This is a genomic window from bacterium (genome assembly GCA_021372535.1).
Classification (GTDB): Bacteria; Latescibacterota; Latescibacteria; order Latescibacterales; family Latescibacteraceae; genus JAFGMP01.
The window spans coordinates 14,876-33,002 of the sequence record JAJFUH010000179.1 but is presented as its reverse complement, the minus strand read 5'-3'; the positions used below and the strand labels follow the sequence as shown (position 1 = coordinate 33,002).

Annotated in this window: 17 protein-coding genes and 1 pseudogene; 14 read left to right on the top strand and 4 right to left on the bottom strand. The window is 47.1% G+C overall.

All coding sequences use genetic code 11. From position 1 onward, the window contains the following. Nucleotides 1-67: 67 nt before the first annotated feature. Nucleotides 68-769, bottom strand: coding sequence for an isoprenylcysteine carboxylmethyltransferase family protein (locus LLG96_15795; GenBank protein MCE5251670.1), 702 nt, complete (start codon nucleotides 767-769; stop codon nucleotides 68-70). Further along, complete coding sequence (gene cmoA / locus LLG96_15790) at nucleotides 766-1,491, bottom strand: carboxy-S-adenosyl-L-methionine synthase CmoA (protein MCE5251669.1); 726 nt, start codon at nucleotides 1,489-1,491, stop codon at nucleotides 766-768. The genes LLG96_15795 and cmoA overlap by 4 nt, the downstream gene beginning before the upstream one ends. 658 nt (nucleotides 1,492-2,149) lie before the next feature. Between cmoA and LLG96_15785 the strand changes: the two genes are divergently transcribed. The 3 genes and pseudogenes from LLG96_15785 to LLG96_15775 all read left to right on the top strand — a co-directional run bounded on the left by LLG96_15785 (nucleotide 2,150) and on the right by LLG96_15775 (nucleotide 4,817). Beyond that, nucleotides 2,150-3,472, top strand: coding sequence for a histidine kinase (locus tag LLG96_15785; GenBank protein ID MCE5251668.1), 1,323 nt, complete (start codon nucleotides 2,150-2,152; stop codon nucleotides 3,470-3,472). Beyond that, nucleotides 3,447-4,373: pseudogene (locus tag LLG96_15780) on the top strand (sigma-54 dependent transcriptional regulator). The gene LLG96_15785 and the pseudogene LLG96_15780 overlap by 26 nt, the downstream one beginning before the upstream one ends. Before the next feature lie 183 nt (nucleotides 4,374-4,556). Then, nucleotides 4,557-4,817: a hypothetical protein gene (locus LLG96_15775; GenBank protein ID MCE5251667.1), complete on the top strand. Its 261-nt coding sequence runs from the start codon at nucleotides 4,557-4,559 to the stop codon at nucleotides 4,815-4,817. Nucleotides 4,818-4,874: 57 nt separating this feature from the next. Here the strand turns inward: LLG96_15775 and LLG96_15770 are convergent, their stop codons facing one another. Together LLG96_15770 and LLG96_15765 are read right to left on the bottom strand one after the other, a co-directional pair. Next, entirely contained in the window at nucleotides 4,875-5,027 is a 153-nt protein-coding gene (locus tag LLG96_15770; GenBank protein MCE5251666.1) for a hypothetical protein, read from the bottom strand. Between the two features lie 283 nt (nucleotides 5,028-5,310). Next, entirely contained in the window at nucleotides 5,311-5,709 is a 399-nt protein-coding gene (locus LLG96_15765) for a hypothetical protein (protein ID MCE5251665.1), read from the bottom strand. Between the two features lie 364 nt (nucleotides 5,710-6,073). Here LLG96_15765 and LLG96_15760 point away from each other — a divergent pair, with 364 nt between their 5' ends. From LLG96_15760 to ftsY, 11 genes are all read left to right on the top strand, one after another. After that, nucleotides 6,074-6,682, top strand: coding sequence for a flavodoxin family protein (locus LLG96_15760; GenBank protein MCE5251664.1), 609 nt, complete (start codon nucleotides 6,074-6,076; stop codon nucleotides 6,680-6,682). A gap of 92 nt (nucleotides 6,683-6,774) precedes the next feature. After that, entirely contained in the window at nucleotides 6,775-7,629 is an 855-nt protein-coding gene (locus LLG96_15755) for a HEAT repeat domain-containing protein (protein MCE5251663.1), read from the top strand. Nucleotides 7,630-8,136: 507 nt separating this feature from the next. After that, nucleotides 8,137-9,210, top strand: a complete 1,074-nt coding sequence (locus LLG96_15750) for an undecaprenyl/decaprenyl-phosphate alpha-N-acetylglucosaminyl 1-phosphate transferase (GenBank protein ID MCE5251662.1) — start codon at nucleotides 8,137-8,139, stop codon at nucleotides 9,208-9,210. Nucleotides 9,211-9,446: 236 nt separating this feature from the next. After that, the gene (locus tag LLG96_15745) at nucleotides 9,447-10,187 is read left to right on the top strand and encodes an AAA family ATPase (protein ID MCE5251661.1); all 741 of its coding nucleotides are present in this window, start codon (nucleotides 9,447-9,449) and stop codon (nucleotides 10,185-10,187) included. A gap of 1 nt (nucleotide 10,188) precedes the next feature. Continuing rightward, nucleotides 10,189-11,514, top strand: coding sequence for an HD-GYP domain-containing protein (locus LLG96_15740; protein ID MCE5251660.1), 1,326 nt, complete (start codon nucleotides 10,189-10,191; stop codon nucleotides 11,512-11,514). Nucleotides 11,515-11,529: 15 nt separating this feature from the next. Further along, entirely contained in the window at nucleotides 11,530-11,820 is a 291-nt protein-coding gene (locus LLG96_15735; GenBank protein ID MCE5251659.1) for a PqqD family protein, read from the top strand. Continuing rightward, nucleotides 11,813-12,796 carry a radical SAM protein gene (locus tag LLG96_15730; protein ID MCE5251658.1) on the top strand — a complete coding sequence of 328 codons (984 nt, stop codon included), beginning with the start codon at nucleotides 11,813-11,815 and terminating at the stop codon, nucleotides 12,794-12,796. Before LLG96_15735 ends, LLG96_15730 begins: the two co-directional genes overlap by 8 nt. Then, nucleotides 12,793-13,749: a hypothetical protein gene (locus tag LLG96_15725; protein MCE5251657.1), complete on the top strand. Its 957-nt coding sequence runs from the start codon at nucleotides 12,793-12,795 to the stop codon at nucleotides 13,747-13,749. The genes LLG96_15730 and LLG96_15725 overlap by 4 nt, the downstream gene beginning before the upstream one ends. Then, on the top strand, nucleotides 13,733-14,770 hold the full coding sequence (locus LLG96_15720; protein MCE5251656.1) for a nucleotidyltransferase family protein: 1,038 nt from the start codon (nucleotides 13,733-13,735) through the stop codon (nucleotides 14,768-14,770). The genes LLG96_15725 and LLG96_15720 overlap by 17 nt, the downstream gene beginning before the upstream one ends. Nucleotides 14,771-15,160: 390 nt before the next feature. After that, nucleotides 15,161-16,609 carry a diguanylate cyclase gene (locus tag LLG96_15715; GenBank protein MCE5251655.1) on the top strand — a complete coding sequence of 483 codons (1,449 nt, stop codon included), beginning with the start codon at nucleotides 15,161-15,163 and terminating at the stop codon, nucleotides 16,607-16,609. A gap of 344 nt (nucleotides 16,610-16,953) precedes the next feature. Further along, nucleotides 16,954-17,913 carry a signal recognition particle-docking protein FtsY gene (gene ftsY, locus LLG96_15710; protein ID MCE5251654.1) on the top strand — a complete coding sequence of 320 codons (960 nt, stop codon included), beginning with the start codon at nucleotides 16,954-16,956 and terminating at the stop codon, nucleotides 17,911-17,913. Nucleotides 17,914-18,127: the final 214 nt, after the last annotated feature.

The window sequence follows — 18,127 nt, the reverse complement described above, 5'->3', positions numbered from 1 at the left end:
CAAAGATACAAAGCGACATAATTGTTCGAAATGTAGGGGCAATCCCCCTGTGGTTGCCCATTCAGTCTTAATCCCGGAGCCGCTTCGTTTTCTTGAGGTACATGACGCCCAGGTACATGACGAGCAGGAAGACGCCCGCGGTAATCGCCGCTGGAAGAAGACGGCTGAAAAGCGCTTTATCGATCCCATGGATGTTCTGCATGAAAACAATCACCGCGCCGAGCATCCAGATGAATGTGGTGTTGTATTCCTTGAGAATGACCCGTCTCCAGTTGAACGTCATCGATCTGAACGTTTCCCCGAGCCCCTTCAGGCGGGGAATCCAGCGGTTCGATTTTCGCTCGAATTCCGTATACTCTTCGGGATACTGCACCCGCAGGTATTCTTCCTCCGCCATGACGATGGCCTGATAGAAGAATATGACAACCGGGACCGCAATGAGAGCCAGCACGGTATCGGCCATGATAAAAAGCCCTGTCATGATCAGGATATTGCCCATATAGAGCGGATTCCTGCAATGGCCGAATATACCGGTAGTCACCAGACCTTTGGCAAAAATACGTTTTTTGCTTCCGCCGCGGATGATATAGACCAGGCCGATGGTTGCCACACGGATTGCCTGCCCGGTAAGGGCGAGGGCCAGACCGAGGGAAGCTGCGGTAGAATATGAGCCGAACATCCCCGCCGCGGGGATGAAAAGAACAATAAAGAAGACCGGCGCGATCGTGTTCCTGTAATGGAAGAAAAAGTTTCCGATGGCTACCATCATTTTACCGCTACCATCCCTGAAAAGTTATACCATTTGAAAAACGTATCGACATATCTGAATCCGCTATTGAGGAGAAGCTCCCTGTTTTCGAGCAATTTATAGGGAATGAGGACATTTTCCAGCGCTTCACGTTTTTGGGAGATTTCCATCTCGCTGTAATGGTTCCTTCGTTTCATCTCGTAATAATATTTAATGAACAGCCGGTTGAACATCGAGTCCTCGCCAAGAACCTTTTCCACCAGGATGAGGCAGCCATAATCCTTGAGTTGTGCGCAGATGGATTTTATCAGTTTCTCACGGTACATCGGCCGGACAAACTGCAGGGTGAGGCACATGATAACCACCGAGGCGTTTTCTATCGTTATATCCTGGTTGAGATCGCCCAATTTGAGGATATACTCTCTTTCCATTTTCGCCTCGATAAAATTCGCCCTGCATTTGTCGAGCATGTCAGGTGAATTGTCAATGCCTACGAATTTTATCGATGGTTTGAGTATTTTGTTGAGGCTGAGCAGTGTTGTTCCTGTGGAGCATCCCAGATCATACACACATTTGCCGTTTTCGACAAAATCAGCCGCAATCTCTGTTATCATTCTCTGTATCTCATGATAAAACGGAACAGACCGTGACACCATATCGTTGAATACACTCGCTACGTTGTTATTGAAGGTAAAATCTTCTATCTTGTCCAGATTATTCTTGAACACCTCGTCCTTCGGCATATCGATATCACCTCATATTTCTGTTAAGTTATTATTATATTTAAGGATACCACGGTAAACAGAAAAAGTTGCCGTGCGGTTACACCTTATTCGGGAATACCTGTAATAATTAAATGAGTAGTTATCATTCTCATTATTGTTTATATGCAAATATTACTTTCTGAAAGTTTTTTTACAAGTATTTTTTACATACTGATCGCAAATATTTGATTCGTGCTGTGTAAAAAAACGAAATCACGATGAAATAAAAAAATTCCGATTATTCAGTTTAATAAGTTATAGAAACATTTCAATCAAAAGAATTCCTCGGAGTTCTGCTCCGGGGTAAAAGGTATTTGTTCTATCCCACCTTTCCCAACTCACCCCTTTGATTCTCCTCTCTAACCTTTAGAGAAGGGGCCAAAATAAGATCATGACAGTCTTCCTCCTCTATTGCCTGATAGAGGGGGGCTGAGGGGTGAGTTTAAGTATTTGATACCTCGCAGCTTGCTGCGGGGTAGTTCATTTCTATTATATCTTTTTGTTCCTTTGTGTCTTTGTGGTGAAATATTTTCGTGAATAATCCGTTTAAATACAGGTAATCCCTGTAAATTTCTCATAATACTTGTAAAAATTGTTCTGTTTGATTAGAATAGGAGGATGAAAGGAGCACTTTTTTATGCTTGGGTTACCGCTTCGTCGCAAAAAGGATGATTTCCGTCAGGCGTTTACCGAGTTCAGCAAGTCCCTGACACTCATCATCGATCTCGAACAGCTCAAGGACAATGTTATTTCGAAAATCCGCGAATGTATTCGTGTCGACTCGATTCAGATTTTCCTTCTCAATCCCGACCTGAACCGTTTCGAGCTTGCCGAAACGCGCGGACTCGATATCATAAAAAGGAGCAGCCTTTATTTCTCCTCCGATGAGCCGCTTGTCCGGTGGTTCACCATCAATGAAACCCACCTTCTCATATCGGAAAAACCGGCGGTTTTCTCATATTTCAATGAACATGAACAGGGGATTTTATCCGAATTGAAGGTCACTCTGATTTCCCCGCTTATGGTCATGAACCGTATCACAGGGCTTGTGTGTATTGGGTCGAAGTCGGATGACAGCGATTATTCTCCCGAGGAAATCGAATTGCTTGACACCCTTCTCGGTCAGGCATCGTTTGCCTTCGAAAATGCGTTCCTTTACCACCAGCAGAAAACCCGTCTCAAGAAAATGTACCGCGCCGACAGGCTGGCCACTGCCGGTCAGCTTGCAGCGGGCGCCGCTCACGAAATCCGTAATCCACTCACATCCATCCGCAGCACCATCCAGTACCTTCAGAAAGATTTCCGGGACGACAACAAACGCGTTCTCCTGGACAGCCTTATCGAGGAGGTCGATCGTATCAATGAAATAATCGAGGGACTCCTTTCCTTTTCCAAACCGAGCACGCCGCAGACGGAAAATGTCAATCTCGATTATCTCCTCGAACAGACATTGAGCCTTGTCGCCACGACCGCAAAGAAAAGGAATATCACGGTCGGTTATAACTTCAATGCACCGGAGAAAACGGTAAACGCCGATACCTCGCAGCTCAAACAGGTATTTCTCAATATCATCATGAATGCTTTGCAGGCCATGGATGAGGGCGGATTTCTTTCAATTTCCGTTGATCTGAAAAAGACCAACAGTTTCTCGGGTACTCCCCGGGAATCGTTTTATATCATGTTCAGAGATACGGGGGTCGGAATACCGCCGGAACATATCGAGCATATTTTCGATCCCTTTTTTACCACCAAGAAGGACGGAACCGGGCTTGGACTTTCTATTTCCTACGGTATCATTCAGCAGCATGGCGGTGAAATTGAAATCGAAAGCAGGACAATGAGCGATTATCCGAAAAATCACGGCACAACCGTCTCGATCATGCTCCCCATTTTCAAAACGGCACATAATCACCACCATACGGCAGGGAAAAAAGATGGCGCAGAAGATACTCGTGGTTGATGATGAAAAAAAGATTCGTTTCATTCTAACGCAGATTCTGACTGACGAGGGATATACGGTTCAGACCGCGGAGAGCGGGGAAGATGCACTCGATTGTCTGAAGGCTTTTGATCCCGAGCTCATCCTGATGGATCAGAATATGCCCGGAATCGATGGAATCGAAACCATGTGCCGCATAAAAGAGAGAACGCCTGACAGGACCATAATTTTCCTTACCGCGTACGGCTCCATTCCGCAGGCTGTGGAAGCGATGAAAAAGGGTGCATACGATTATCTCACCAAACCGTTTGATAATGAAGAACTGCTCATCGTGATACGCCGTGCGCTTGAGCATAACCGCCTGACATTCGAAATCTCGGCGCTCCGGAAACAGCTCCAGGACAAATACCGTTTTGAAACAATCATCGGGGTCAGCCCGCAGATACAGCAGTTGTTCGAACAGATGTACCGTGTATGCGATACCAACGCAACCGTGCTCATCCAGGGGGAGAGCGGAACGGGGAAAGAACTCGTCGCCAAAGCCCTCCATTTCAACAGCAGGCGGAAGGACAAACCTCTCATCTCCATAAATTGCGGCGCCATTCCGGTAAATCTCATTGAAAGCGAAATTTTCGGGCACGAAAAAGGGGCTTTCACCGATGCGCGCGAACGGAAAATCGGAACGTTTGAGCTGGCACACGGCGGCACCCATCTTCTCGACGAGATCTGAGAACTACCCCAGAACGCCCAGGTCAAACTGCTGCGGGTGCTCGAAGAACGCACAATCACCCGTCTTGGTGGAAGGGAATCGATTTCTGTTGACGTTCGAATTATCGCCGCAACGAATAAAAAACTTGCCGAGGAAGTCGATCATGGGAATTTCCGGCTCGACCTTCTTTACCGCCTGAACGTTTTTACGGTTACCGTTCCGCCCCTGCGCTCACGAAAGAGCGATATTCCGCTCCTCGTCGAGCATTTTATCGAGAAACACAACAGGCTCATGGGGCTTTACGTTAAAACGATTTCAATGGCCGCTGTCGATGCCCTTAATTCCTATGACTGGCCGGGGAATGTCAGAGACCTTGAAAATGCGATCCAGAGCGCGATGATCCTTGCCAGGGACGGTATCATCGATACCGGGCATCTGCCTCTCCGGGTAAGCGGTTTCCCCGAAAACGTTCAGGACACTGCCGATCGTGATGCTGGCCTTGAAGAGTATGTACGGCAACTCTGTATGAAGCTCGAAAAGGAACTTATCCTTAAAACCCTGAGACAGTATGACAATAACCGGACAGTATCGGCCGAGGCATTGAAAATCAGCAGAAAAACGCTGTTCAACAAGATGAAACAGTACGGTATCGAATAGACGGAGTGCATTTGACATATACCGTGGCGTCAACAGTACCGGTTACTGTAATGCAAATCAGGTTTGATGTTTACTCTCGAGAATCTGTACAATTCTTTCTACGGCTTTGACAAGCCGGGCTGCACAAGAAAGCAGATACAGCAGGGCAAGTAATCCTGCGACAGCAAAAACCATCGGAAGCATCATTTCAAAAAGACCCAAACCAAACATGGATTACCTCTGTTTTTTATATGGTGACTGACACTGCCATATTATAATTATGAGCTCACAAAACCTGCATCGTACCGCTGTGTTAAATTCAAATTCCGGGTAGTCATTTTAAAAATGAACGATGACGATTGAATAAATAATCCGTTATATCTCTTTGTGTCTTGTGATGAAATGTTTTTATAATAACGAAAGATGAAAATGGGGGTTCAGAATAAAATTGTGCTTTACTCCGTGTCTCCGTGGTGAAATCGTTAATGAATTTTTCTGTTAATCAGGATTCCAATCATTCATCGAGCTCGAAAGACAAAGTGCCGGAGTATTTACCCCATGACCCTTTTATTTTCAAACTGCCGCCGATAATTTCACCTTCGTAAGCTTTTTTGTTTGCTGTTTCTATGCGCAATACGCCGTTTTCAAAGGAAATATCCTTGACAGGCTCATATCGTACCCATTTTCCGGGAAAACTGACATAGAGCGTGAACTCTTCATTGGGTTGTTTGAACAGGTCGAACACAAACCGTGTTCTGCCGCCGTCAGCCAGCCTCATGTCACCCCTGCAGGAGCCGATCGATTCTCCGGGTGGTTTGCCGAATGGCCTTTTGATGCACGAAGCGTTCAGTACGACTGCGAGTATACACAATATCAACATAAATGAGATTATGGACGATTTTCTATAGTTCATTGGTTTTCCTTTCCGGCTGAACTGTTTTTGTACCTGAAGAATATGATGATAAATAACACTCTCATTCGGAACGGCGCAGTTCCGGAACAGCCGCCGTTTTGTAAAAGCGGCGTTCGGAAAAAAGAGAATATTATATTCTTTATTATACTGTGACGATAATAAGGATTTATCCGTTCATTTTATTTTAAACTTTCAGTAAAAAACATAAAAATATATTTATAAGTAAATGCTTACCTATTTTATTGTGATAAATGGTGATCCGTGAAAAAATTCATAAATTTAAAACATTTTTTAAAAAAATAATTATATATTACATACGTGGACACTCTATGAATGAATCTGCACCGAAAATCCGCGAGGGGTCATGCATATTCTTGCTTTTTCCACGAGTCCCCGTTATGGCGGGAATTCGGAAAGATTACTCGATTCGGTCGTTTCAGGACTTGTCGCCGAGGGAGTGTCTGTAGGGAAATATCGTTTACATGAAATGAAGTTTGTGCCCTGTAAGGGATGCGGTGTCTGCGACCGGGAGTTTCGGTGTCCGATCGGGGATGAATTTCAGCATCTTATCGAACCGCTAATATCGTGCGACGGGATCGTTTTTGCTTCCCCGCTCTATTTTATGAATGTGCCTGCCAGAGGTAAGGCTTTTATTGACCGGTGTCAGGTATTCTGGTCTGCGAAATATCATCTTGGCATGGATTTGTTCGGCAGCCGGCGGCGCCTGGGATTGCTGGTATCGTGCGGAGGAGCATCCGCCGGTCCGGGAGGTGTCCCGCTTTTCAGGGGTATCGAGGATACGATGACGTATTTTTTCGATGCGCTCGGTCTCGAAATGATGAAAAGCTTTCTGGTTTCCCGGGTCGACAGGAACGAAATCATCACCGATAAGCCCGATGCCGTTCGGAATGCGCGGGAGATGGGCCGGAGAATGGCGATATGCCTGAAAGACCCGGCACATGAATGTACATAGGCGAGGGTGTATAAAGCATCGCCGGTGTCGGTAAGGTGATCGATAATAATAAACACGGATGAAATATTTTAAAAGGTGCAGGGTGATACATCATGATCAGAAAAATGAGCATATCTGTTGTGCTGGTACTGCTGGTGTGGGGATGTTCGAAGTCGACGGATGATTTGATTCAGGACCTTCGGAGCAGCAGTTCCCGTGTCAGACAAAAAGCCGGCGTAACTCTTATGGGGAGAAGGGGAAACAGCGAGACAGTACAGAAATTGATTCAAGTGTTGAACGACAAGGATATGCGGGTGGCGTTTATCGCAGCGCAGATTCTCGGAAGCATGTCGGATACCACCGCTGTCATGCCCCTCGGAAATATGCTCGGGAATCCCAATTCCGAGTTCAGGGCACGGGTATGCTGGTCGCTCGGCAGTATTGGGCATGAATCCGCTTTGCCGTTTCTCGTAAAGGAACTCTCCGATTCTTCTTCCGCCGTCCGTCACAGCGCAATAACTGCTATCGGCGCCCTCTATCATTATCCGCCCGCGTCCCAGTACATCTATGCAATGTTCAGGGATCCCGCGGACAGTGTACGCGCGGCCGCCGTTGCATCTCATTATAATTTCCGGAATGTCAAGGAATCGGGAGTCCGTGCTGCCGATCTTGCAACACCGTTGACCGACAGAAACGATCTCGTCCGGTATGTCACTGTGCAGGCGCTCGGTGGAGGTTACCCCGATACGACTGTTGCCGGTGACCTTCTCATCGATGCGCTCAAAGATACAAACAAGCATGTCAGGCTGGAAGCGATTGCCAGCCTTCAGAAAATCGGATACGCAAAAGCGGTCCCATATCTCAAGGGTATGTATGATACCGCTACGGTTGATGAGGAATATGCCATCACTGAGGCAATAAAAGTTATATCGGATGAGACCTATCCGCCCGTTTCCGAGTCGAATTGACACATGCATTTCAGATATGTAACCCATTTTCTTCGAGCTCTTTATGGGCTGGAGTTTTACAGATTCTTTTGCATTTATCAACATATGCTTTTTTCTCAGCTTTAAACTTATCCATAAATAAGGATTCACACCCATTTTTAAGTTGATCCCTTTCGGCTCTTCCGCGCCGATGAGTCAGAGCGACAGCGCGATATGTGCAGTGCGGCAGGTCGGGTCACCTTCCTCTCTTACGGAGACAGGGAAAGTGTTTCATGCCGCATATTCCCTTGCCTCATTAATGAGGGAAAGGGTTCGTGGGTCGGTGGACGGTGGAATGAAAATCCCATATCTGTTCCTTATTACGGATATATTCTAATTAAAAAATGAGCGACCCTTATGAATCTTATCAGTACTCGGTGTAAAGCGGATATTTTCCGGTTCAGGTATCTTTTTACGGCTCTGCTGGGCTTGTTTTCCATTTATATTATAGTTCTTCAAAAGTCTTTGATCACTTTCCGCATCAGGGGAATGCTCCTGATAGTTCTTTCTTTCTGCATTTCGTACCTTTTAACACCGGTTGTTTGTGAAATCGCCTGGCGTTTCGGCATAGTAGACCGGCCGAATGAGCGCAAAGTCCATAAAGACGATACTCCGCTTCTCGGGGGAGTCGCGATTTATCTCGCTTTTTCCACCGGCGCTATTGCCATGATGTGGTATTCTTATGAGCTTAAAGGGGTGGTGTACGCCGCCACTCTCATTTTTCTCCTGGGGCTGATTGACGATATCGTCGGTCTGTCGAGTATCGTGCGGCTTATTGTGCAGTTATTCGCCGTAATCATTCTTTTTTTCCATGGGCTTGAAATCGATTTTGCCCCCGATTTGACACGGTTTCATATCCTCGATAAAATTTTGACCCTGTTGTGGGTTATCGGCCTTACCAATGCCGTCAATTTTCTCGATGGAATCGATGGCCTCTGCGCGGGTTTCGGCGCTATTGCCGCATTTTTCTTCGGACTTCTTGCGTTTTTGACAAAACAGTATTTCCTCATGTTTCTGGCATTCTCGCTTACAGGAAGCTGTATGGGTTTTCTTCCATGGAATTTACGCCCGCGAAGATCGGCAAAGATATTTATGGGGGACGCCGGAAGCGTTTTCATCGGCTTTACCCTGGCTTCGTTTGCAATCATGGGTGACTGGGCCGAAAACAGGTTTGTTGCGCTCGCCGTTCCCGTCCTTATTCTGAGTCTGCCGATTTTTGACATTTCCATGACCACCTATTTCCGGATCAGGGAAGGAAGTGTCAAAACAGTCAGGCAATGGCTCGATTATGCGGCAAAAGACCATTTTCATCATCGGCTTCACGATTTGAGAATCAACAAGAGCAGCGCAGTTTATATCATGTATGCCGTTAACATCATCCTCGGTTTTTCCGCCATCATAGTAAGAACCGGGGGAACGCTGGAAGCGTATCTTGCGCTGATTCAGGCATTTGTCGTTCTTGGCGCGTTTACGGCTTTTATGATACTGATTAAAAAAATGTTCAATGAATCGTGTTTTTTTGCTGACGATGAGACCGGGAATAGAACTGAAAAGAAACAGTGAGCTCGCATCATTCATCTACGGTGACCGTATGTGTGTATCGGAGGGGAAAAATCCTGTATAAATATAATTTGTTAAAAGACTTGACAGTAACTCAATGATTTTGATATATTAATAATAATTATGGCTCTCGAACATCATGATAATGAAATATTTTTCCAAAAAGGATACTGGTTTTGTTTTTATCATATTGGGGCTTGAATGAAAAGCCTTTCGAAAATACTCCGGACCCCAAATTCATGTATTATTCAGTGAAGCATAAGGAAGCGCTTCTGAATCTCCTTTATGCTGTCAATGAAAACAAGGGAGCGGCACTTCTGACCGGAGATATCGGCTGCGGCAAGACACTCATAGCCCGAACGCTCATTTCACGGCTCAATCCTGATGAGTATGAAGTCGCACTCATCACGAATCCGCGGCTGGAAGTGGATGATTTTGTCAAGGAGATATTATATCAGTTCGGTATCGAGTCGAATACCATCTCGAAGCTGGACCTTCTTCATGCATTTAACGATTTTTTATTCAACAGCGCCCGGGAAGGCAAAAACAACGTTCTTATCATCGATGAAGCCCAGCTCATCATAAACAAGCTGATTCTTGAGGAAATCCGGCTTCTCCTCAATTTTCAGCTTGATAACCGGTTTCTTCTGACTATAATTCTTATCGGTCAGCCGGAGCTTAAAAGAACGGTGAAAACGATGCCGCAGCTCGATCAGCGGATCGGTATTCGGTATCATATCGACCATCTTTCGCTCGATGATACCGGTAATTTTATCAACCACCGTCTCCGTGTGGCGGGAAGGAGCGACCCGGTTTTTACCGATGCCGCTGTACGGAGTATATACGAGTATTCAAAAGGAATCCCCCGAAAGATCAATAATATCTGTGATCTCTGTCTTGTCATGGGAGTCGCGCGGAATCTCAATACGGTGGATCGTGATGTTGTACAGGAACTGACAGTAGCGGAGAGAGACATCTGACATGGTAAGGCTTACTGATCTGGTCGGTTCGAAAAACGGACAAGCAAAAGAGAATATTCCCAGGGGAACTTCCGACACTCCGAAAAAAGATGAGTACAGCGGCGGTGAGGGGTTTTTAAAAGCTTCCGATCTCTCGAATATTTATGAAATACCTTCACAGTCGCCTGAAATCGACGATGTATCGGAAATATACCGCGAGTATCCTCAGGAAAACGGGAAATCCCATTTCCGGAATAGTGATGCGGAAAGAAAATCGGAATTCCATGAAAAGCCGGATTCCGAATCTGTTCCGGAAACGACCGATACGGTTGTATCGCCTGATGCCGTTCAGGACAGCCATCCAAGACATTCTCCGGAAAAAGTATCGCGTGAACCCGGAGTTTACACTCAAGAAACGGGGATTACAACGGTGTCATCAGTTGACGAAAAAATGCAGTTTGAACTTGCGGATGCAATCCATATTGAGCTTCTTGACATACTCGATGATATCTACCAGGAAGGTAAAGAGGATATTGTTCCAGGCGTGGAACGTTTGATCGATCCCGTTATGCGGCTTATCGAGGTATGCAGGAATACCAATGCGATTCTCCGGAAGGCTGTCCGCCTGAAAAAAGGCCGTGAAACGTTCACCACACACAGCCTGAATGTGGCCATCCTGTCAATAAAAATCGGTATCAGCCGCGGATACTCCCCGGAACGGTTATTCTCGCTCGGTTTATGCGCCCTTCTCGGGGATATCGGGATGACGAAGGTCGATCCGGCAATACTTACCAAAAAGGGGAAACTCGAACCCGAGGAATTCCAGGAAATCAAGAACCATATACTGTATTCCAGCAACATCGCTGAAAAAGTCACCGACAGGTTTCCCTTTCTTGCCCCGATCATATACCAGATTCATGAGCGTGAAAACGGAAGCGGATATCCCGAAGGCCTCAGGGGCGGGAATATCCATGAATTCGCCAAAATCATCGGTTTATGTGATGTCTATATCGCCATGACCTCACCGAAAGCTCATCGCGAGGATTTTTCCGGATATGAGACTCTGCAACAGATACTTTCACGCCGCGGTATCGATTTCCATCCGTCAATTATCAAATCGCTGATCGATGTGATCAGCGTCTTCCCGATTGAAAGCCTTGTGAAACTCAACAATGGTGAAATTGGCAGGGTCATAGACATTTCCTCGGTTCATCCGACCAGACCCAAATTGAACATCCTCGTGAGCAGTGACGGCGAACGTCTTAAAACCGGCAAAATTGTCGATCTTGAAAAAGAACCCCTTCTCTATATCGAAGACCCCGATATCGAAGAGGGCGTCATAATCTGAGGAATTTTTCCTGCCATGCCCGACCGGTTTCAAGGTATTCCACACATTTCAAAACATATTACGACCAGGTTCATCGATGATGAGGCATTCCTGATGAACCTGGAAAATCTCAAGACATACTATTTCAACGAAACCGCCTCGCGTATCTGGTCTCTCGCATGTCAGGGGAAAACCGTTGATGAGATTGTCCGTTTCCTTACAGCCCACTATGATGTTTCTCATGAGGCTTGTCTGGAAGAAGTATCGAAAATAACGGAAGCGTGGGTTTCAGAACATCTCGTTGATTTCGTCGAAGATAATGCCTGATACATACCGAGCTCCCGATATCTATGTTCTCATGAATGCGCGTTCCGTTCCGTACGGGATCAATCTTGAGCTGACCGCCCGTTGTAATCTCGGCTGTTATCATTGTTACCATGTTGAATCATCCGGTCCCGAGCTTGATACCGCGGAGATTAAACGGCTTTTCGATGACCTTGCCCGTCTCGGAACAATGGAGATGACGATAACCGGGGGCGAGCCTTTTCTCCGTGAGGACATCGGGGAAATTATCGTTTACGCCGTTGAAACCGCCGGTTTTTCAATCAAAATCTTTTCGAACCTGACACTGCTGAAACCATCGCTGGCGGATGTGCTTGCCTCGGTTCCGCTTAATTCCGTTGAAACGACTCTGCTCGGCCCGGACGCGGAGACACATGATATGCTGGCTCGGGTTCCGGGGGCATTCACTGCTGTCATGAACTCGATTGCCGTTTTGAAAGAACGGGGTATCCGCGTTTCGGCAAAAACTGTACTTATGAAGCACAATTACAAAAAAATCAATGCGATGTATGAATTGGCCGGCAGATTGGGAATCCCTTTCCGTCATGATGATTCCCTTTTTGTCGAATCCGGCCGGGGGAGAGGTCCCCTCGCGTTCCAGATATCCGACAGCGAGATACACCGTAACCGCAGAAGAATGGGTATCAGCGGTTCATATAAACCCACGCTGTGCAATGCCGGCCGCTCGATCATGAGCATCGGTCCCGACGGTTCCGTATACCCGTGCGGGGCCTTTCCTGAGAAAGCGGGAAATATCCGTGAAACGCCGGTTGAAACGATCTGGCGAAGCTCGCCGCTCATGAAAAAACTCCGTACACTGCACTCCGGAGATTACGGCGTGTGCACGGATTGCCGCTATCTCATGCGATGCCAGGGTTGTCTGGCGATGGGAATCGGTCTGGCTTCGGGCCGGATAAATCCATGCAGGCTGGCGCGCAGGCATTTCAGGCATCTTACATGACAATTCGTTTGTTAAAAAAGCTCGTTTACGAAATAGGCGGCAGGCCGGAGCTTGTTGTCTATGGCGACAGCACGGCTGTTTTTAATGCGACCGGGCTCAGATCGATGGTCAACACCGGCGCTGAGCCGCACCGTGATGCAATCCGCATCGTGTTTCTCGGCGGAACGCGTGCTTCGGGAATCCCGTTCGAGGTTCCTGAAAACGCGTCAACGGTGTATGACAGCAATGGCGTTCTTTTGCGGGAAAACGGGGTTTTCCTGTATGGTTCATGGTATGGGATAGCCCGCTCGATTACCGACCGTAAACACCGTCAGGCGATTATTGTAATGCCCGCAGCGGGACGTTTCAACAAAGATTATATTTCACGGTTTATTTTCAGGCCGATTCTCGATGAGCTTCTGTGTCTGAACGGGTATGTTCCTCTCCATGCGGCGGGGATAGTGTTACGATGGGGGGGATGCATTATCGCCGGTTCGGCGGGGTCGGGGAAGTCCAGCCTTGTTATGGAACTGGTGAACGGAGGGTCCGGTTTTATCGCCGATGACCGTGTTCTTGTCAGGAAAACCGGCGCATCGGGTAATATATGCATGATGTATGCCTTTCCGGAATTCATACGGTTTTCACGGTCTCCGCGGGGTGTGAAACGTTTACTGAAGCCCCCTGTGCCGGCGATTAACGAGGCGCCGGTGAAAGTAATATTGTTACTCGATGGTAAACAAAACGTGAAATCCGTCTCAATAACCACTGTCGGAAAAGCGGAAGCGGCGGCGCGTCTCATGCATCATGTTTCCCCCAACCTCCAGATTTCAGATATCCGCAGCGCTTTCGACATGATCGGCGACCTGTGCGGCACCGCAGTGACATTTCGTATAAGCGGCTGGGGCGACCCCGGGGAAATGATCCGCAGGGTTTCGGGCTTGCTCGGGGGATTCAGTGATGATATGCAGTCCTGAACAGCTTCTCCTGTTTTTTTCGTCGTTGGCGGATATAAGCGATTCGGTGCGTTCGCGGGCTGATGCGGTTCTTCGGGGCGCGGTGGACTGGAATTATCTTTCCTGCGCGGCGGTGAATCTCGATGTAAGTCCCGGCCTGCTTGAGCTCCTTGCCGGAAAAGAAGATACGGTCGATAGACGGATTCTGGAAAGGCTTGTCAGCTCATCGGCGCGTTGTGCGGGCGAAACCGCATCCATGCGGGAGCTCTGGTGTGAGGTCTCTTCGTTGTTGACGAAGGGCGGATTCGACCAGATACCGCTTAAAGGATGCGATCCGCGTATTGCCCATGGCGCGCGGCGGAAAAGCAATCCCATGGTGGATGTTGACATACTGATCAGGCGCGCGGATACAGAGTATGTCGGCGAGTACCTTGAAAACAATGGTTACCTGTATCTGGGCGCCCGGAGCGGATCACACATGAATTTTTGCACCGATGAAACGAATCCCCGTTTCATAGAAATTCACTGGGACCTGGTGAATCGCAATAATCCGCTCCACAGGAGGTTGTTTTCACCCCTGCTCGATGCATTGTGGGAGCGGAGTATCACCATGAACGGGCAGCGGCTCCTGTGCGGCGAGGACATGATCTCGTATCTGGCCTGTCATGCGGTCAAGGAATATTTCCACAATCCGAAATGGCTCAGCGATATCGCATGGATTATCGAAAACCGTTTATATCTCTCCGACCCCGGACTTATGAAATTCGTAACCGGCGAATGGGGAATATCGAAGGCTCTGGGAATCATAGCGGAAGCGCTTGATTATCATCTCCGGACCACGTATCTCGAACAGGTGCTGGCATGCGGCGCTGTAAAACCCGATATGATGGGACGGTATGTGGCAAAGAGACTTCTGCGGTATGATCGCCTCAGATCGCTGAGGCCGGTGATTTTTTTTGCGGTTGCGAGTCCGCCGTTTGGAATGATGAGAGTGCTGGCCGGGTCTGTGCAGCGTGTTGTTCAGAAATCTTTCCCCCGATGACCGGTCGATTCACCGGGCAGGGAACAATAATTGACTGTTTATATGGCATGTTGTGATGAAGCGCACGTTGCGGGAAAAGCGCAGGACTTATCTTAATATGCAGGAATGCGCTGATTTGGTACTGCGGTTCATCCCGGTACGGGAGAAAAAGATATTTTAAAATATATCCGGGGAGACAACCGGTCGGGTTCATTTGAACAAATGAGGATATTGAAATTTTTTTATAATTGTATGTATAATATTTACAATAATATAAACAGGAGCACATTGAAAATTTATTATAAAAGTAAATTTTTAGATTGTTGCACAAACGACTTTTTTGTAACTTAGCTATAGTGAATTTACCTTGAACAGAATAAATCTGCTGTCAGGTTATTTCAGGAATCATGTATGAAAAATAAAAAACCCAAAATCCTTATAATCGATAATGAGTACGAAATCTGTAACCTTTTTAAAGATTTCTTTGATTTTATGGGTTACGATTCCGCATATGAAACCGATGGGAAAAAAGCTCTTGATGAGCTGGAATCACTGACGTATGACGTATTATTTGTTGATCTGAAACTTGATAATCTGAGCGGAATCGAAATACTCAAAAAGTCAAAGGATATTCATCCTTTGTCTGAAGTAATTGTTGTGACCGGTTACGGCAGCGACGAGACGGTGTTAAGTACACTGAACTCTGGCGCGTTGTCGTATATCCAGAAACCGATCTCGTTTTCCGAGATAAAGATTCAGACCGAGATAGCTCTTTCAAAATGTCTGTTTAATGAGAAAACAAACGAGATTGCGAATCTTCTGGCAAAAAAACAACAACCGGTACTTTTCGATCACTTTAAAAACATCATTAATTTCGATAAATTTTCAACATTCCTCAATCTGAGTATTGATATCGAAACCCTTGCCGATTCGATATTGACCGGTATATCGGAAATCATTGTCAGCAAATATTATTCATTTCTGTTTCTCGATGAAGTCAACCGCGAAATCGTGATTTTCTCACGCGATCCGATCAAACGTTCGGTCCTATCGGTCATCGATAAGGATATAGCGGCGTTTTTCGAGGGATTGCTCAACAAAAAACTGGAAACATCATACAACATACGGGCATCTTTGTCATCATCGATACAAGAGGATGGTAAAGAAAGTATTTCGCCCATGCTGACGAGCCTGTTTGTCCCTCTTCTTGTCGAGAACACCATTCAGGGTGTTCTGGGACTCTCGAATATCGATGAACCTTTGCCGGACGATGCTCTGGACCTGCTTCGCCTCGTTTCGGTGCGGGCATCGAATGTTCTCAACAATGCGACGCTCCATCGGGATACCAAACTGCTTGCTCTGACGGACGGGCTTACGGGGCTGTTGAATCACCGCGCGTTCCATGAACGTCTGATAAGTGAATTCGAGCGATACCGCCGTTATGGATCCTTCATCTCACTCATAATCGCCGATTTCGATTATCTCAAGGATATCAATGATACGTATGGCCATCCGGTTGGTGATGAGATACTTAGAAAAATCGGCGATATTCTCCGGGAAACTTCCCGTGAGTCGGATGTCCTTGCTCGGTATGGCGGAGATGAATTTGTCATACTCCTGCCTCAGACAAATCTGAAAAACGCATGTAATATGGCTGAGCGTATCAGAAAAAAGGTATATACCAATACATTTTCCATACAGGGCCAGAACCTGAAAAGCACCCTGACCATGGGGGTGTCCGCAGTACCTCAAGAAGATATCGACTCACCTGAAGATCTCTTTGAATCTGCCGACCGCGCGCTCTACGAAGCAAAACGATCCGGGAAAAACCGGGTGTTTGTAGCAGGTCAGATGAATTAGATTCCCTTCCGCAGATGGTGTGGTTTCATGTGTGTTTTTTTTGTGACTGCGGTCGGTAATTCTGCCCCGTGTTCCGGAAAACACCGATCCGTTTGTTCCGCACAAAAGATATCATGATTCCCGAAAGAAAGGCTTTACTCAGGTGCGCTCAAATAGTTCGGTCGCATGAAAATGATCGATTTCGCCACCGACTTGACTCGTTGCGGTGCAACACAGCGAATCGGGGATCGATATTAATTCTTTAAAAATCGTACTTCGTAAATAGCTTCCAACCAATAAAACGAATTTAAAATACACCCCGTTGCGTTCGCTGATGCACGGTATGATATAAGGAGCAGCTTCCGATGGCATTTGATTTTTTTAAAAAAATAACTGAATCGCTCAGTAAGACAAGAACCCAGCTCATGGGTTCACTCGCCGGAATATTTTCATTCGGTAATAAAATAACCGATGCTGTATTGAACGAGGTGGAGGATGTTCTTTACACCGCCGATATCGGTGTCCACGCTACCGAGCTTCTTGTCGGAGAACTCCGAAACCGGGCGGTAGAGATTAACTCCGGTAAAATCGATCCTTTTATGGTGTTGAAGGAGACCATGCTTTCGCTTATTGCCCGTTTCGGGCAGGGCACAAAGCTGTTATCCGGTGATGCGCGCCCGCATGTTATCCTCGTCGTGGGAGTAAACGGTGTTGGCAAAACCACGACCATCGGTAAACTCGCCATGCGTTTCCGGAACGAAGGCCGCTCGGTTCTGCTTGCCGCCTGTGATACCTTCAGGGCAGCGGCGGTGGAGCAGCTTGAAATCTGGGCTGAACGTGCCGGAGCGGAATTCATCAAGGCTCACGAGGGCGCAGACCCGGCTTCCGTGGCCTTCGATTCCATCATGAGGGCAAAAGCGCGTTCGACCGATGTGGTTATCATCGATACCGCGGGAAGGCTGCATACATCGCGGAATCTCATGGAGGAATTGAAAAAAATACGGCGGGTGCTGGGAAAAGCCGATGCGACGGCGCCTCATGAAACGCTGCTTGTTCTCGATGCGACAAACGGCCAGAATGCGCTCACCCAGGCTGAGGTGTTTCAGCGTGACCTGAGCATCACGGGGATCGTTCTGACCAAGCTCGACGGCACCGCAAAGGGAGGCATCGTCATTTCCATTATCGATAAGCTTGGTGTCCCGATAAAGCTTATCGGTATCGGCGAAAGTATCGGGGACCTCCGCGATTTCGATCCCGGCGCGTTCATCGACGCCCTGTTTATGATTGATGAAAAAAATGGCAGAATGAAGAGCGTTTCACCGTGAATAATCCGAGTATCCGGATAAATGGGGAATTGCCGCGATTCACTTCTCGGGTGACCCCCCGAAATCCACGATGAATTGTATTGTAATACTTTGATTATAAATAGAATATATGATTATTTCCGGTGAATTTTAACCCCATTGAAAAGCCCCACGGTCACAACCGGTTTTCGGGAAAAGAATCGGTGCTGTCCGGGCGAGCCGAAGGCTCGTGAGT

Excerpts from the sequence above, each read along its gene's own strand:
- LLG96_15795 (MCE5251670.1), bottom strand. The coding sequence starts at position 769 with ATGATGGTAGCCATCGGAAACTTTTTCTTCCATTACAGGAACACGATC.
- cmoA (MCE5251669.1), bottom strand. The coding sequence starts at position 1,491 with ATGCCGAAGGACGAGGTGTTCAAGAATAATCTGGACAAGATAGAAGAT.
- LLG96_15785 (MCE5251668.1), top strand. The coding sequence starts at position 2,150 with ATGCTTGGGTTACCGCTTCGTCGCAAAAAGGATGATTTCCGTCAGGCG.
- LLG96_15775 (MCE5251667.1), top strand. The coding sequence starts at position 4,557 with ATGATCCTTGCCAGGGACGGTATCATCGATACCGGGCATCTGCCTCTC.
- LLG96_15770 (MCE5251666.1), bottom strand. The coding sequence starts at position 5,027 with ATGTTTGGTTTGGGTCTTTTTGAAATGATGCTTCCGATGGTTTTTGCT.
- LLG96_15765 (MCE5251665.1), bottom strand. The coding sequence starts at position 5,709 with ATGAACTATAGAAAATCGTCCATAATCTCATTTATGTTGATATTGTGT.
- LLG96_15760 (MCE5251664.1), top strand. The coding sequence starts at position 6,074 with ATGCATATTCTTGCTTTTTCCACGAGTCCCCGTTATGGCGGGAATTCG.
- LLG96_15755 (MCE5251663.1), top strand. The coding sequence starts at position 6,775 with ATGATCAGAAAAATGAGCATATCTGTTGTGCTGGTACTGCTGGTGTGG.
- LLG96_15750 (MCE5251662.1), top strand. The coding sequence starts at position 8,137 with ATGCTCCTGATAGTTCTTTCTTTCTGCATTTCGTACCTTTTAACACCG.
- LLG96_15745 (MCE5251661.1), top strand. The coding sequence starts at position 9,447 with ATGTATTATTCAGTGAAGCATAAGGAAGCGCTTCTGAATCTCCTTTAT.
- LLG96_15740 (MCE5251660.1), top strand. The coding sequence starts at position 10,189 with ATGGTAAGGCTTACTGATCTGGTCGGTTCGAAAAACGGACAAGCAAAA.
- LLG96_15735 (MCE5251659.1), top strand. The coding sequence starts at position 11,530 with ATGCCCGACCGGTTTCAAGGTATTCCACACATTTCAAAACATATTACG.
- LLG96_15730 (MCE5251658.1), top strand. The coding sequence starts at position 11,813 with ATGCCTGATACATACCGAGCTCCCGATATCTATGTTCTCATGAATGCG.
- LLG96_15725 (MCE5251657.1), top strand. The coding sequence starts at position 12,793 with ATGACAATTCGTTTGTTAAAAAAGCTCGTTTACGAAATAGGCGGCAGG.
- LLG96_15720 (MCE5251656.1), top strand. The coding sequence starts at position 13,733 with ATGATATGCAGTCCTGAACAGCTTCTCCTGTTTTTTTCGTCGTTGGCG.
- LLG96_15715 (MCE5251655.1), top strand. The coding sequence starts at position 15,161 with ATGAAAAATAAAAAACCCAAAATCCTTATAATCGATAATGAGTACGAA.
- ftsY (MCE5251654.1), top strand. The coding sequence starts at position 16,954 with ATGGCATTTGATTTTTTTAAAAAAATAACTGAATCGCTCAGTAAGACA.